At 45.0% G+C, this 15,559-nt stretch carries 8 protein-coding genes, 2 tRNA genes and 3 rRNA genes; 1 reads left to right on the top strand and 12 read right to left on the bottom strand.

The window, feature by feature from the left end; translation table 11 throughout:
* The first annotated feature begins 72 nt into the window (after positions 1-72).
* Entirely contained in the window at positions 73-1,020 is a 948-nt protein-coding gene (locus V5M37_RS00065) for a YaaC family protein (protein ID WP_423800271.1), read from the top strand.
* An 83-nt stretch (positions 1,021-1,103) separates the two neighbouring features.
* Here the strand turns inward: V5M37_RS00065 and rrf are convergent.
* From rrf to dnaA, 12 genes are all read right to left on the bottom strand, one after another.
* Positions 1,104-1,220, bottom strand: a 5S ribosomal RNA gene (gene rrf / locus V5M37_RS00060).
* Positions 1,221-1,307: 87 nt separating this feature from the next.
* Positions 1,308-4,242, bottom strand: a 23S ribosomal RNA gene (locus V5M37_RS00055).
* 113 nt (positions 4,243-4,355) lie between these two features.
* Positions 4,356-4,431 (bottom strand) — tRNA-Ala (locus V5M37_RS00050).
* Between the two features lie 21 nt (positions 4,432-4,452).
* Positions 4,453-4,529 (bottom strand) — tRNA-Ile (locus V5M37_RS00045).
* Between the two features lie 95 nt (positions 4,530-4,624).
* A 16S ribosomal RNA gene (locus tag V5M37_RS00040) occupies positions 4,625-6,174 on the bottom strand.
* The 16S, 23S and 5S rRNA genes sit together here with 2 tRNA genes alongside, the layout of an rRNA operon.
* Positions 6,175-6,429: 255 nt before the next feature.
* Complete coding sequence (gyrA, locus tag V5M37_RS00035) at positions 6,430-8,952, bottom strand: DNA gyrase subunit A (protein WP_423800270.1); 2,523 nt, start codon at positions 8,950-8,952, stop codon at positions 6,430-6,432.
* A gap of 191 nt (positions 8,953-9,143) precedes the next feature.
* Positions 9,144-11,066, bottom strand: coding sequence for a DNA topoisomerase (ATP-hydrolyzing) subunit B (gene gyrB, locus V5M37_RS00030; RefSeq protein ID WP_423800269.1), 1,923 nt, complete (start codon positions 11,064-11,066; stop codon positions 9,144-9,146).
* A gap of 65 nt (positions 11,067-11,131) precedes the next feature.
* The gene (remB, locus tag V5M37_RS00025; RefSeq protein ID WP_213116948.1) at positions 11,132-11,380 is read right to left on the bottom strand and encodes an extracellular matrix regulator RemB; all 249 of its coding nucleotides are present in this window, start codon (positions 11,378-11,380) and stop codon (positions 11,132-11,134) included.
* Positions 11,381-11,388: 8 nt separating this feature from the next.
* Positions 11,389-12,507 carry a DNA replication/repair protein RecF gene (recF, locus tag V5M37_RS00020; RefSeq protein ID WP_423800268.1) on the bottom strand — a complete coding sequence of 373 codons (1,119 nt, stop codon included), beginning with the start codon at positions 12,505-12,507 and terminating at the stop codon, positions 11,389-11,391.
* A gap of 18 nt (positions 12,508-12,525) precedes the next feature.
* Positions 12,526-12,741, bottom strand: a complete 216-nt coding sequence (yaaA, locus tag V5M37_RS00015; protein ID WP_423800267.1) for a S4 domain-containing protein YaaA — start codon at positions 12,739-12,741, stop codon at positions 12,526-12,528.
* A gap of 150 nt (positions 12,742-12,891) precedes the next feature.
* Positions 12,892-14,028 carry a DNA polymerase III subunit beta gene (gene dnaN / locus V5M37_RS00010; protein ID WP_423800266.1) on the bottom strand — a complete coding sequence of 379 codons (1,137 nt, stop codon included), beginning with the start codon at positions 14,026-14,028 and terminating at the stop codon, positions 12,892-12,894.
* A gap of 184 nt (positions 14,029-14,212) precedes the next feature.
* A complete protein-coding gene (dnaA, locus tag V5M37_RS00005; RefSeq protein WP_423800265.1) occupies positions 14,213-15,559 on the bottom strand; it encodes a chromosomal replication initiator protein DnaA in 1,347 nt (448 codons plus the stop codon).

The following is a 15,559-nucleotide window of genomic DNA, read 5'->3' as shown; positions in this document are numbered from 1 at the left end:
AGGTTATCAATTGGACAAAATACTGTCAAGGAAGAAATATTAGTAAGATTTTTCTGAAAAAGGTGATCTGCTTTGAATACGCCATTTAAAGGCTGGAAAAGCTACTCATGCTTTTTTTCAGCTGAATACTGTCAGCACTATTTGAAAAATAGCTATCTAAAGGCGAATATTGAGAATCCTGAACAAAAGAGCTATGAGAATGGATATGCCTTTTTATATTATCTCGAACATGGGCAAATCTATTATGAACAGGCAGAAAAAGCCCCGCTGGTTATTAAACCTATATTGCTTTTCTATGGCCTTGTCCATTTAATAAAAGCCTGCATCTTAACCGTAGATCCATCCTATCCGGAAACAACAGCGGTATTGGCACACGGTGTTTCCACCAGAAAAAGAAAAAAGCAAAATTATTTATTTTTTCAAGACGAAGTGAAATTACAAAAAAATGGACTTTTTCCATTTATGTCAGAAAAATTGTTTCACATGAAACAGCTTGAAGGGGAAAAAGTCCTAATGGAGGAATTACTACAGCTTATACCTGAACTCGATGAATTATTCTTCATACTTATGAGGAAAAACAGCTTTGAAAAACTACATAGCAACGGCAGCCAGCTCCATATTCCCGAGAAAATACTGGATACCTATCATATGACCGGGAGTCGATTTAAAGAGTTTCTTGCCTCGAAATTTGCTAACGGGGTGGAATTCTCTGCTGATGAAGGAATCCATTTAATTTTGAATAACAATCCGGTATCAGCCATTTCCCCTTTAAAATTTCATATGGAAGAAGGGTGCTGGACACTTCCAATAAACAAAGGGAAGCTTTTCAACTTCCCGGAACTGCTGATCCACTATTTATTGTTATACAACTTAAGCATGATCGCCCGTTATGAAACAGAATGGTGGAGCGAACTAACCAAAATGATGCCCAACCACGACTACCCCTTCATCAAAACCTTTTTACACATCACACTAAAAAAAGGGCCTTTTCTAGTCTATGACTACTTGATGGAAAAGTGAGGCACGGGGACGGTTCTCATGCATCATTCAAGCATAAATAACCAACAAAAAAAGACAACCTGAAAATGGTTGTCTCTTTGTTTGCCCGGCAGCGTCCTACTCTCACAGGGACTTGCGTCCCAACTACCATCGGCGCTGAGAAGCTTAACTTCCGTGTTCGGGATGGGAACGGGTGTGACCTTCTCGCCATTGCTACCGGACCTATTGAATTAGAGGTTTCATTCCCTCAAAACTAGATAACGCAGAAGAAGTTTAGTAAAAACGAGTTCACCTTACTTAATTATGACTTGGTTAAGTCCTCGATCGATTAGTATCAGTCAGCTCCACACGTCACCGCGCTTCCACCTCTGACCTATCAACCTGATCATCTTTCAGGGATCTTACTAGCTTGACGCTATGGGAAATCTCATCTCGAGGGGGGCTTCATGCTTAGATGCTTTCAGCACTTATCCCGTCCGCACATAGCTACCCAGCGATGCCTTTGGCAAGACAACTGGTACACCAGCGGTGCGTCCATCCCGGTCCTCTCGTACTAAGGACAGCTCCTCTCAAATTTCCTGCGCCCACGACGGATAGGGACCGAACTGTCTCACGACGTTCTGAACCCAGCTCGCGTACCGCTTTAATGGGCGAACAGCCCAACCCTTGGGACCGACTACAGCCCCAGGATGCGATGAGCCGACATCGAGGTGCCAAACCTCCCCGTCGATGTGGACTCTTGGGGGAGATAAGCCTGTTATCCCCAGGGTAGCTTTTATCCGTTGAGCGATGGCCCTTCCATGCGGAACCACCGGATCACTAAGCCCGACTTTCGTCCCTGCTCGACTTGTAGGTCTCGCAGTCAAGCTCCCTTGTGCCTTTACACTCTGCGAATGATTTCCAACCATTCTGAGGGAACCTTTGGGCGCCTCCGTTACACTTTAGGAGGCGACCGCCCCAGTCAAACTGCCCACCTGACACTGTCTCCCACCCCGATGAGGGGTGCGGGTTAGAATTTCAATACAGCCAGGGTAGTATCCCACCGACGCCTCCACCGAAGCTGGCGCTCCGGCTTCTCAGGCTCCTACCTATCCTGTACAAGCTGTACCAAAATTCAATATCAGGCTACAGTAAAGCTCCATGGGGTCTTTCCGTCCTGTCGCGGGTAACCTGCATCTTCACAGGTACTATAATTTCACCGAGTCTCTCGTTGAGACAGTGCCCAGATCGTTACGCCTTTCGTGCGGGTCGGAACTTACCCGACAAGGAATTTCGCTACCTTAGGACCGTTATAGTTACGGCCGCCGTTTACTGGGGCTTCGATTCAGAGCTTCGCTTGCGCTAACCCCTCCTCTTAACCTTCCAGCACCGGGCAGGCGTCAGCCCCTATACTTCGCCTTGCGGCTTTGCAGAGACCTGTGTTTTTGCTAAACAGTCGCCTGGGCCTATTCACTGCGGCTCTTCGGGGCTATTCACCCCAAAAAGCACCCCTTCTCCCGAAGTTACGGGGTCATTTTGCCGAGTTCCTTAACGAGAGTTCTCTCGCTCACCTTAGGATTCTCTCCTCGCCTACCTGTGTCGGTTTGCGGTACGGGCACCTTTTATCTCGCTAGAGGCTTTTCTTGGCAGTGTGGAATCAGGAACTTCGGTACTATAATTCCCTCGGCATCACAGCTCAGCCTTAAGGTGAACGGATTTTCCTATTCACCAGCCTAACTGCTTGCACGCACATATCCAGCAGTGCGCTTACCCTATCCTCCTGCGTCCCCCCATCACTCAAACGATAAAGAGGTGGTACAGGAATATCAACCTGTTGTCCATCGCCTACGCCTTTCGGCCTCGGCTTAGGTCCCGACTAACCCTGAGCGGACGAGCCTTCCTCAGGAAACCTTAGGCATACGGTGGATGAGATTCTCACTCATCTTTCGCTACTCATACCGGCATTCTCACTTCTAAGCGCTCCACCAGTCCTTACGGTCTAGCTTCAACGCCCTTAGAACGCTCTCCTACCGCGGACACCACAAGGTGTCCACCCACAGCTTCGGTGATACGTTTAGCCCCGGTACATTTTCGGCGCAGAGTCACTCGACCAGTGAGCTATTACGCACTCTTTAAATGGTGGCTGCTTCTAAGCCAACATCCTGGTTGTCTAAGCAACTCCACATCCTTTTCCACTTAACGTATACTTTGGGACCTTAGCTGGTGGTCTGGGCTGTTTCCCTTTTGACTACGGATCTTATCACTCGCAGTCTGACTCCCACGGATAAGTCATTGGCATTCGGAGTTTGTCTGAATTCGGTAACCCGATGAGGGCCCCTAGTCCAAACAGTGCTCTACCTCCAAGACTCTAACTACGTGAGGCTAGCCCTAAAGCTATTTCGGAGAGAACCAGCTATCTCCAAGTTCGATTGGAATTTCTCCGCTACCCACACCTCATCCCCGCACTTTTCAACGTGCGTGGGTTCGGGCCTCCATCCAGTGTTACCTGGACTTCACCCTGGACATGGGTAGATCACCTGGTTTCGGGTCTACGACTACATACTAATTCGCCCTATTCAGACTCGCTTTCGCTGCGGCTCCGTCTCTTCAACTTAACCTCGCATGCAATCGTAACTCGCCGGTTCATTCTACAAAAGGCACGCCATCACCCATGAACGGGCTCTGACTACTTGTAGGCACACGGTTTCAGGATCTCTTTCACTCCCCTTCCGGGGTGCTTTTCACCTTTCCCTCACGGTACTGGTTCACTATCGGTCACTAGGGAGTATTTAGCCTTGGGAGATGGTCCTCCCTGCTTCCGACCGGATTTCACGTGTCCGGCCGTACTCAGGATCCACTCAGGAGGGAACGAAGTTTCAACTACAGGGCTTTTACCTTCTATGGCCGGCCTTTCCAGACCGCTTCATCTACCCCGTTCCTTTGTAACTCCATGTTGAGTGTCCTACAACCCCGAAAGGCAAGCCTTTCGGTTTGGGCTGTTCCCGTTTCGCTCGCCGCTACTCAGGGAATCGCGTTTGCTTTCTCTTCCTCCGGGTACTTAGATGTTTCAGTTCCCCGGGTCTGCCTTCAATACCCTATGTATTCAGGTAAAGATACTGCTCCATTACGAACAGTGGGTTTCCCCATTCGGAAATCTCCGGATCGGCGCTTACTTACAGCTCCCCGAAGCATATCGGTGTTAGTCCCGTCCTTCATCGGCTCCTAGTGCCAAGGCATTCACCGTGCGCCCTTTCTAACTTAACCTAAAAGGTTTTACTTACTCTTAAAAATAAGAGAGAAAAACTAAAATGGCGATTACTCGGTTCTTACTTGGTTACTTCTTCTTTTACGATTATCTAGTTTTCAAAGAACGATATTGGTGGAGGATAGCGGGATCGAACCGCTGACCTCCTGCGTGCAAAGCAGGCGCTCTCCCAGCTGAGCTAATCCCCCAATATTCACTGTAAAATTAAATGGTGGGCCTAAATGGACTCGAACCATCGACCTCACGCTTATCAGGCGTGCGCTCTAACCAGCTGAGCTATAGGCCCACAAAACATATTCAAAGAGAATTAACCTCTCAAAACTAAACAAACAAAAAACAGTCAACCTTATTATCAGCCCTAAAGGGCTGCATTATCCTTAGAAAGGAGGTGATCCAGCCGCACCTTCCGATACGGCTACCTTGTTACGACTTCACCCCAATCATCTGTCCCACCTTAGGCGGCTGGCTCCTTACGGTTACCCCACCGACTTCGGGTGTTACAAACTCTCGTGGTGTGACGGGCGGTGTGTACAAGGCCCGGGAACGTATTCACCGCGGCATGCTGATCCGCGATTACTAGCGATTCCGGCTTCATGCAGGCGAGTTGCAGCCTGCAATCCGAACTGAGAATGGTTTTATGGGATTGGCTCCACCTCGCGGCTTCGCTGCCCTTTGTACCATCCATTGTAGCACGTGTGTAGCCCAGGTCATAAGGGGCATGATGATTTGACGTCATCCCCACCTTCCTCCGGTTTGTCACCGGCAGTCACCTTAGAGTGCCCAACTGAATGCTGGCAACTAAGATCAAGGGTTGCGCTCGTTGCGGGACTTAACCCAACATCTCACGACACGAGCTGACGACAACCATGCACCACCTGTCACTCTGTCCCCCGAAGGGGAAATTCCTATCTCTAGGAGTGTCAGAGGATGTCAAGACCTGGTAAGGTTCTTCGCGTTGCTTCGAATTAAACCACATGCTCCACCGCTTGTGCGGGCCCCCGTCAATTCCTTTGAGTTTCAGCCTTGCGGCCGTACTCCCCAGGCGGAGTGCTTAATGCGTTAGCTGCAGCACTAAAGGGCGGAAACCCTCTAACACTTAGCACTCATCGTTTACGGCGTGGACTACCAGGGTATCTAATCCTGTTTGCTCCCCACGCTTTCGCGCCTCAGCGTCAGTTACAGACCAGAAAGCCGCCTTCGCCACTGGTGTTCCTCCACATCTCTACGCATTTCACCGCTACACGTGGAATTCCGCTTTCCTCTTCTGCACTCAAGTCCCCCAGTTTCCAATGACCCTCCACGGTTGAGCCGTGGGCTTTCACATCAGACTTAAAGGACCGCCTGCGCGCGCTTTACGCCCAATAATTCCGGACAACGCTTGCCACCTACGTATTACCGCGGCTGCTGGCACGTAGTTAGCCGTGGCTTTCTGGTCAGGTACCGTCAAGGTACCGGCAGTTACTCCGATACTTGTTCTTCCCTGACAACAGAGCTTTACGACCCGAAGGCCTTCATCGCTCACGCGGCGTTGCTCCATCAGACTTTCGTCCATTGTGGAAGATTCCCTACTGCTGCCTCCCGTAGGAGTCTGGGCCGTGTCTCAGTCCCAGTGTGGCCGATCACCCTCTCAGGTCGGCTACGCATCGTCGCCTTGGTGAGCCGTTACCTCACCAACTAGCTAATGCGCCGCGGGCCCATCTGTAAGTGTCAGCCGAAACCGACTTTCAACCTTCCCTCATGCGAGGGAAGAAATTATCCGGTATTAGCTCCGGTTTCCCGAAGTTATCCCAGTCTTACAGGCAGGTTGCCCACGTGTTACTCACCCGTCCGCCGCTAACCACCGGGAGCAAGCTCCCAGTGATTCGCTCGACTTGCATGTATTAGGCACGCCGCCAGCGTTCGTCCTGAGCCAGGATCAAACTCTCCAATAAAGTTGAGTTGATTAGCTCAAAAATGTTACGTTGGCTTCATTTCAAAAGAAATGAATATTATTGTTTGTTGACGTTTTTGTTTGTTTAGTTTTCAAAGGTCAATTTCTCTATCGCTCAGAAGCGACTTTATAAATATACCACCCGTCTAAGTTAAAGTCAACATGTTTTAATCATTTTTTACTATATAAATATAATAAATTCAAAAGTACTGTTAAATACAGAAAACGGAGCACCTATTACAGTGCTCCGTTTATGTTATTCTTCATCAGAATTGAGATTCACATCTGAGTTTTCACCTGATGCGTCTTCTTCTGTTTCCTCTGTACTTTCATTTTCCTGGACTTCTTCTTTTTCTACTTTAGCTACGGTTGCCACATATTCATTCTTTTCATCACCAAGGCTGATTAGTTTTACACCCTGTGTATTCCGGCCCATTTTAGAAATGCCGGCTACATCAATACGAATTAAGACCCCGCCTGTTGTAATCAACATCAAGTCCTCTTCGCCGGTCACCGCTCTCATCGAAACAAGCTCACCGTTCTTATCTGTAATATGACAGGTCTTAATACCTTTCCCGCCGCGGCCTTGAATGCGGTACTCAGCAGCAGCAGTCCGCTTTCCATAGCCATTTTTCGTTACAATCAGCACTTCATTATCTTCCTCAAGCACTTCCATGCCGACAACCTCATCATCACTGTCCAAGGTAATGCCTTTTACACCTGTGGCGGTGCGGCCCATCGAACGGACATCTGTTTCCGGGAAGCGGATCAGCATACCTTTACTCGTACCGATAATAATATGCTTGCTGCCGTCGGTCATACGGGCAGAAATAAGCTCATCGCCCTCACGCAGACTTATGGCGATTAGTCCGTTATTCCGGATATGAGCAAAGGATGACAGCGGTGACCGCTTGGAGACACCTTCTTTTGTGGTAAAGAACAGGAACCAATCGTCCACAAATTCTTCAACAGGGATAATTGCATTTACCCATTCACCTTTTTCGATACCCAGCAGATTGATAATCGGAATGCCTTTCGCCGTGCGGCCGTACTCCGGAATTTCGTAACCTTTGGAACGATAAACCTTCCCCTTATTAGTAAAGAAGAGAATCGTATCATGGGTTGAAGTTGTGATCAAATGCTCAACAAAATCATCCTCATTGGTGCCCATACCTTGGATTCCGCGGCCGCCGCGTTTTTGTGCGCGGTACGTGGAGACAGGGAGACGCTTAATATAACCGTTATGAGTTAATGAGATGACGATGTTTTCGCGTGGAATCAAATCCTCGTCCTCAATGTTTTCAATTCCGCCTGCTGCGATCTCAGTGCGGCGTTTATCATTGAAACGTTCTTTTATTTCAAGAAGTTCTTCGCGGATAATTTCAAGGACTTTTTCCTCGTCCGCTAAAATGGCTTTTAACTCTGCAATGAGTTTTACAAGCTCCTGATATTCATCTTCAATCTTTTCTCTTTCCAAGCCTGTTAGACGCTGCAAGCGCATATCAAGGATGGCCTGGGCTTGTTTTTCTGAAAGATTAAATTGGGTCATTAACCCTTCACGGGCGATATCTGTCGTTTGCGAGTTGCGGATTAACGTAATGATAGCGTCAATATGGTCAAGTGCGATCCGCAGACCTTCTAAAATATGTGCCCTTGCTTCGGCCTTACGCAATTCAAATGCAGTACGGCGGCGAATGACTACCTTTTGATGCTCTAAATAATAGACTAAACATTGCTTTAGGCTTAGCACCTTTGGCTGCCCATTCACAAGTGCTAGGGTGTTAATTCCAAAGCTGGTTTGCAGGGCAGTCTGCTTGTATAAATTATTCAACAGAACATTGGCGTTGGCATCCTTACGAACTTCAATGACAATCCGCATTCCGCGGCGGTCTGATTCATCGCGCAAGTCAGTGATGCCATCAATCTTTTTATCACGGACCAATTCCGCTATTTTTTCAATCAGTTTTGCCTTATTTACCTGGTAGGGAAGCTCATTAACAATAATGACCTCTTTACCATTAGACTTCTGCTCAATTTCCACTTTAGCCCTTATTGTAATAGAACCCCGTCCGGTTTCATAAGCCTTGCGGATGCCGCTTCGGCCTAAGATGATCCCTCCAGTAGGGAAATCAGGCCCCGGGATGATCTCCATCAGCTCCTGAGTGGTAATGTCAGGGTCATGGCTGACAGCCAAGACCGCATCGATCGTCTCGCCAAGCTGATGAGGCGGGATGTTGGTTGCCATCCCAACGGCAATTCCGGTTGTACCGTTCACTAATAGGTTAGGGAACCGCGCTGGCAAGACAACCGGTTCTCTTTCCTCACCATCATAGTTATCTTGATAATCAATCGTGTCTTTGTTAATATCTCTTAATAATTCCATTGAGATTTTCGACATTCTTGATTCAGTGTAACGCATCGCCGCAGCTGCATCACCGTCAACCGACCCGAAGTTCCCGTGGCCATCGACAAGCATATAGCGATAGTTGAAATCCTGCGCCATCCGGACCATTGTTTCATAAACGGCGGAGTCACCATGCGGGTGATACTTACCAATAACATCGCCGACAATACGGGCTGACTTTTTATATGGTTTGTCCGCATGAATTCCTAGATCGTGCATAGCATAAAGAATACGGCGGTGAACTGGCTTCAGGCCATCACGAACATCCGGAAGGGCACGTGAAACGATAACACTCATTGCATAGTCAAGAAACGAAGATTTCATTTCTTGGCTAATATTAATTTCTTTTACCTGAGAATTTGGTGTTTCAGCCATAATTGGTACCTCCTATTAGGGTGTCACCTAAAATAAAAAAGGAGGATAGTGGACACCTCTACCCTTTTTCCCTTTTTTTAGCTAATAGGAAATTATAAATTTCCACAAATTATAATTTCCTAACGCATAAATTCAACTACACCTCTATCTTCGTCCTATCGGACTCGCCAATCGGCGAGTTTTCATTTATGTTATATATCTAAGTTTTTCACGTATTGAGCGTTTTCTTCGATAAAATTCCGACGTGGTTCGACCTTTTCCCCCATCAGCATATCGAAGGTGTCATCCGCTTCGATTGCATCTTCAAGACTTACCTGAAGCATCGTTCTCGTACCTGGATCCATGGTTGTTTCCCATAACTGTTCAGGATTCATTTCTCCCAAACCTTTATAGCGCTGAATATTAGGCTTAGGCTGACTTGGCAGCTCGGCAAAAATCTTGTCAAGTTCCTTGTCGTTATAGGCATATTCTATCCGTTTCCCCTGTTGCACTTTGTAAAGAGGCGGCTGGGCGATATATACATAACCCGCCTCGATAATTTTCCTCATATAGCGGTAAAAGAAGGTCAGCAGCAGCGTACGAATATGGGCGCCATCGACGTCCGCATCTGTCATGATGATGACTTTATGGTAGCGGGCTTTTCCAATATCAAAATCCTCACCAATCCCAGTGCCAATGGCTGTAATCATTGCCCGGACTTCATTATTGGAAAGAATCCGATCAAGACGAGCCTTTTCAACGTTCAGAATCTTACCGCGAAGCGGCAGGATTGCTTGGAAATGACGGTCGCGTCCTTGTTTCGCTGAACCACCTGCTGAGTCACCCTCAACGATATATAATTCGCTTTCTGATGGGTCTTTAGAAGAACAGTCTGCCAATTTCCCGGGTAAACTAGATACTTCTAGCGCACTCTTGCGGCGGGTCAATTCCCTTGCCTTTTTGGCAGCGAGCCTTGCTCTTGCCGCCATTAGACCTTTATCGACAATCTTTTTAGCAACCATCGGATTTTCTAACAAGAACTTTTCAAAATGCTGAGCAAAAACGGTATCTGTTATCGCCCTGACTTCAGAATTTCCGAGTTTCGTTTTCGTTTGCCCCTCAAATTGCGGGTCCGGATGCTTAATCGAAACAATCGCTGTCAGGCCTTCGCGAACATCCTCACCGGAAAGGTTTGCATCGCTTTCTTTAATCAGATTGTTTTTCCTGGCATAATCATTAATAACCCTCGTTAATGCCGTTTTAAAACCAGATTCGTGGGTACCGCCTTCGTACGTATGAATATTATTGGCGAATGAGTAGATGTTATCTGTATAGCCTTCATTGTATTGCAGGGCAACCTCAACGCTGATTCCATCCTTTTCGCCCTCCATGTAGATAGGCTCTTCAAGAATGACCTCTTTTGTCCGGTTTAAATGCTCCACATAGGATTTAATTCCGCCCTCATAATGATACTCATTGCGTTTATTTTCGACACGCTTATCTTCTATGGTGATTTTGATTCCCCGGTTAAGGAATGCAAGTTCACGAAGGCGTGTTGCCAGAATGTCAAATTCATACTCAAGTGTTTCTGTGAAAATTTCTCCGTCCGGCCTAAAATGGGTGATGGTTCCAGTTTTGTCGGTTGTTCCAACCACCTTTAGTTCAGAAGCGACATTACCGCGTTCAAATTTTATTTCGTGAATTTTGCCGTCACGATGTACATAGACTTCCAGCTCAGTAGATAGGGCATTAACAACCGATGCACCAACACCGTGCAGTCCGCCTGAAACCTTATAACCTCCGCCGCCAAACTTTCCTCCGGCATGGAGAACTGTCATAATGACCTCAACGGCAGGTCTGCCCATTTTTTCTTGGATGTCGACTGGAATACCGCGCCCGTTATCCGTTACCGTAATGCTGTTATCTTCTTCAATCGTGACATTGATTTCGTCACAGTAACCTGCAAGTGCCTCGTCAATACTATTATCAACGATTTCCCAAACAAGATGGTGAAGCCCTTTGCCGCTTGTTGAACCGATGTACATACCCGGTCTTTTCCTTACAGCCTCCAGGCCCTCCAACACTTGTATCTGATTGGCATCATATGCCTGCTCCTGAACTGCTTTTTGATCCATTGTCACTTGATTCACCTGCACTTTCTGCCAAATAAATCCTTATTTTTTGAAAAATTATTATGCTATTAAAATTCTTGTAAATGCATTTGGCTGGAACGTCTTTTTAACGTTCCGGAGGCTATCGGGGACAAATACACTTTGTCAAATGTAATCACAACTGATTTAAAAGGATTTTTTGAGAGGTTGATGACCTTATCCTGATGCCGCTGCAGGAATTCCCCAGCCAACTCAGAATTTTTCACACTATCTTTGTCCAATATGGAGATAATATCCTTTGCCCTAATATTGAGATCTTCCCCGATATGAATATACATGTTCCACCTCAATCTACTTTCTGAATAATACCGGACGAAACCTGGAAGGTTGAGGCTTCCTTTAATGTCTGGTGGTCTATGCCATCAACACTAGTTGTGGTAACAAAGGTTTGAACTTTACCCTGGATGGTATTTAATAAATGCGATTGCCGATAATCATCCAATTCCGACAACACATCATCCAACAGTAAAATTGGGTACTCACCAATTTCCGCCTGAATTAATTCAATTTCAGCGAGCTTTACCGACAGTGCAGTCGTCCGCTGCTGTCCTTGTGATCCGAACGTTTGCACATCTCTTCCGTTTACGAAAAACAATAAATCGTCCCGATGTGGGCCAAATAGGGTAGTACCGCGTTCGATTTCTTTTGTCTTCACCTTTCCGAACTTTTCTTCAAAGCATGTTACCATTTTCGACAACTCTTGTTCTTCTAATACCTCTACGGAAGGTTTATAGTTGATTTCAAGTGTTTCCAGGCCCCTTGATATCCCTTTATGAATCGGACCAGCCCATTTTGCAAGCAAGTGAAGGAATTCAAATCTCTTCGCAATAATCTTTACAGCAACTTGAATAAACTGCTCTGTTAAGATCTCGAGCATTGTTTGGTCCGTTTGTTTTTTTATCTGAAGCATTTTCAGATAATGATTGCGCTGTTGAAGTATTTTTTGATATTGGCTCATATCATGTAAGTAAATAGGGGATATCTGGCCAATTTCCATATCAATAAATCGCCTGCGCACCTGCGGACTTCCTTTTACCAAATTAAGATCCTCAGGAGCAAACATGACAACATTCATATTCCCGACATACTGGCTTAATTTCTGCTGCTCAATATGATTAAGTCGTGCTTTTTTTCCCTTTTTTGAAATAACTAATTGTAAAGGCAATGAGCTGTACTGTTTTTGAACCCTACCCTCTATTTTAGCATACTCCTCGTCCCAGCGAATAAGTTCTTTATCATTAGAGGTCCGGTGGGACTTAGCCATAGCCAAAACATAAATGGATTCCATCACATTGGTTTTGCCTTGAGCATTTTCACCTAATATGACATTTACTTTATTTTCAAATTCAATAAATAACTCTTCATAATTGCGATAGTTTTTTAACGCTAATGCTTCAATATACATTGACTTTTCGTCCTTTACCTATTCGGTAATCACAAATTCTCCAATACCGGGAATTTGGACTTTGTCACCGGCGCGAAGTTTCCTTCCTCTTCTTTGATCCTGTTCGCCATTTATAAACACTTCATGCTCACTTAAAAACCACTTGGCCATTCCGCCAGTAGAAATAACATCGGCAATCTGCAAAAACTGTCCCAATGTTATAAATTCCGCTTCGAGCTTTACTTTTTCAGGCATCCGCATCACCTAATTCTTAAAAAGTCTCAATACTTTATTTTACTAAAAAAACGGAACAGTTACAAAGGAAACCAAAAATAAACTTATGTTTGTCAAAAAGAAGACCGCCAGTGGAAGAAAGGCGGCCTATGAATAAGAGCTTATATATGTTTAGTACGTTCTTACCGGCAAGATAAGCTGTAAAATCGTTTCATCATGAAGCGGGCGGATCAGGAATGGACGCATGGCCCCAGTAAAGCTCACTCTAATGTCCGTTCCTTCAAGAGCCTTCAACGCATCCATCATGTATTTAGCACTGAAAGAAATTTTTAAATCTTCTCCCTCAATCGATTCACTTTGGATTTCTTCGACAACCTTCCCGATTTCTGGAGTATTGGAGGAGATTTCAATGATTCCTCCCTCAATGGTAGATAGCTTAACCACATTATTTCTGCCTTCGCGTGCTAAAAGGGAAGCACGATCAATAGCATGTAAAAATTCCTTTGTGTTGACAGTGACATCCGTTTTGCTTTCATTCGGAATCAATCTTGATGTATCAGGATAGTTTCCTTCCAACAATCTTGAGAAAAATAAAAGGTGCTTTGCTTTAAACAAAATTTGATTCTCGGTAATGACAATATCAATTTGCTCATTCGAGTCATCAATAATTTTGCTAAGCTCATTCAGGCTTTTTCCTGGAATGACAACGTTGTAGCTATCACTCGTTTCCATTTCTACTTTAGCTTTGCGGAGTGCAAGGCGATGGCTATCTGTTGCAATACAGGTTAATTCGCCATTCTCAATTCGCCAGTTTACACCTGTCAAGATTGGCCGTGTTTCAGATGTGGACACCGCAAAATGAGTTTGTCTGATCATTGCCTTCAATAGGTCAGTGGCAATATGGAATTTATTATTTTCTTCAATCTGTGGCAGGTGTGGATATTCCTCTGCATCCAAACCAATCAGGTTAAATTCTGATTTACCGGAACGAATAACGGTTTGCAGGTGGTTTAATACCTCAATTTCGACAGAATCCGTTGGCAGCTTTTTCACGATTTCGCTAAAAAACTTCGCCTGCAAAACAATGGAGCCTGTTTGTTTAATTTCGACAATCTCATCGCCGGCGTCTTCTTTAGGGATAAAGGATTCAATGGAAATATCAGAATCACTCCCAGTTAAGGTTACTCCCTCGTCATTTGTGGTGATTTTAATCCCCGTTAAGATTGGAATGGTTGTTCTCGATGTGACAGCCTTCATTACATCCTGGACACTTTGAACTAAGCGGTCGCGTTGGATTATAAATTTCATGTTTAAATCCTCCGTTTTAGGAATATTTTTTAATGCAATTACATATAATATTTTTTTAAAAAAATTAGTAGAAGTACTAGTAGGGCTTGTTAACATGTGGATAACTAACTTTTTCAAAGGAAACACAGCCTATCCACATGTGGACAGACTGTGCATACATTCTCGTAAGTTATTCACAATAAGTCTAAATTTTCAACAGGTCATTTAGTTCTTTAATTTGCCGTTGCAGTTGAGAATCAGTTAGCAGCAGCTTTGAAATTTTTTCATGAGCATGAATAACAGTGGTGTGGTCTCGGCCGCCGAATTCTTCTCCTATTTTCGGCAAAGAATAATCGGTTAATTCACGAGATAAGTACATGGCAATCTGCCTTGGAAAGGCAATTGACTTTGTCCGCTTTTTCGCCTTAAAGTCTTCAAGCTTAATGCTAAAATGTTCGCCAACAATCTTTTGAATCTCATGAATGGTAATTACTTTTGGCTTAGAGGAAGGAATAATATCCTTCAATGCCTCCGCTGCCAGATCAGCATTGATATCCTTATTGATTAACGAAGAATAAGCGACAACTCGGATCAGTGCCCCTTCAAGCTCACGAATGTTGGAATCAATTTGATTCGCAATATACAGCATCACTTCATTAGGAATATCGAGGCCCTCTGCCTTCGCTTTCTTTCGCAAAATGGCAATTCTCGTTTCCAAATCTGGAGGGGTGATATCTGTGATTAAGCCCCACTCAAAGCGTGAACGCAAGCGGTCCTCCAAGGTTGGAATTTCTCTTGGCGGCCGGTCACTGGAAATGACGATTTGCTTACTTTCTTCATGAAGGCTGTTAAAGGTATGGAAAAATTCCTCCTGGGTTGATTCTTTTCCAGCCAAAAACTGAATATCATCTATAAGGAGGACATCCACGTTTCGATATTTATTGCGGAAATTCTCAGCCTTGTTGTCACGAATCGAGTTAATAAATTCATTTGTAAATTTTTCTGATGATAAATAAACTACTTTAGCTGAAGGATTATGGTCTAAAACATAATGGCCGATCGCATGCATTAAGTGCGTTTTTCCTAATCCGACGCCTCCGTAAATAAATAAGGGATTGTATGCTTTGGCCGGGGCTTCCGCAACGGCAAGTGAAGCAGCATGGGCAAAGCGGTTTCCGGATCCAATTACAAAAGTATCAAATATATATTTTGAATTTAAAATATTGGAAGGAAAATCGTTATGCTCATCATCCTTTTTCGCCTTTTTTGGCGGTGTCGGGATTTCAAGCTCCTCTTCCTTCTGATTTTGCGGAATGATAAACTTTACAGCTAATTCTTCCCCTGTAATATCGTAAAGAATTCCTGAAATTAGCTGAGAATAGCGTTCCTCCAGCCAATCGCGGGCAAACTCATTTGGCGCTGTGATGACAAGCAAATCGCCCTGAAGGGAATGAGCCTTTGTTGATTTTAGCCAAGTATCAAAGCTTGGTTTGCTGATTTTTTTCTCTATATTGGCAAGGGCCGCATGCCAAAGATCCGCAATATTTTCCAC

The organism is Neobacillus sp. SAB-20_R2A, assembly GCF_049568635.1.
Lineage (GTDB): Bacteria > Bacillota > Bacilli > Bacillales > Cytobacillaceae > Neobacillus > Neobacillus citreus.
Note: the sequence above shows the minus strand (reverse complement) of the source record. Positions and strands in the feature narration are given on the sequence as shown.

Coding starts and splice junctions, on each gene's coding strand:
- gyrA (WP_423800270.1), bottom strand. CDS start 8,952: ATGGCTGAAACACCAAATTCTCAGGTAAAAGAAATTAATATTAGCCAA.
- gyrB (WP_423800269.1), bottom strand. CDS start 11,066: ATGGATCAAAAAGCAGTTCAGGAGCAGGCATATGATGCCAATCAGATA.
- remB (WP_213116948.1), bottom strand. CDS start 11,380: ATGTATATTCATATCGGGGAAGATCTCAATATTAGGGCAAAGGATATT.
- recF (WP_423800268.1), bottom strand. CDS start 12,507: ATGTATATTGAAGCATTAGCGTTAAAAAACTATCGCAATTATGAAGAG.
- yaaA (WP_423800267.1), bottom strand. CDS start 12,741: ATGCCTGAAAAAGTAAAGCTCGAAGCGGAATTTATAACATTGGGACAG.
- dnaN (WP_423800266.1), bottom strand. CDS start 14,028: ATGAAATTTATAATCCAACGCGACCGCTTAGTTCAAAGTGTCCAGGAT.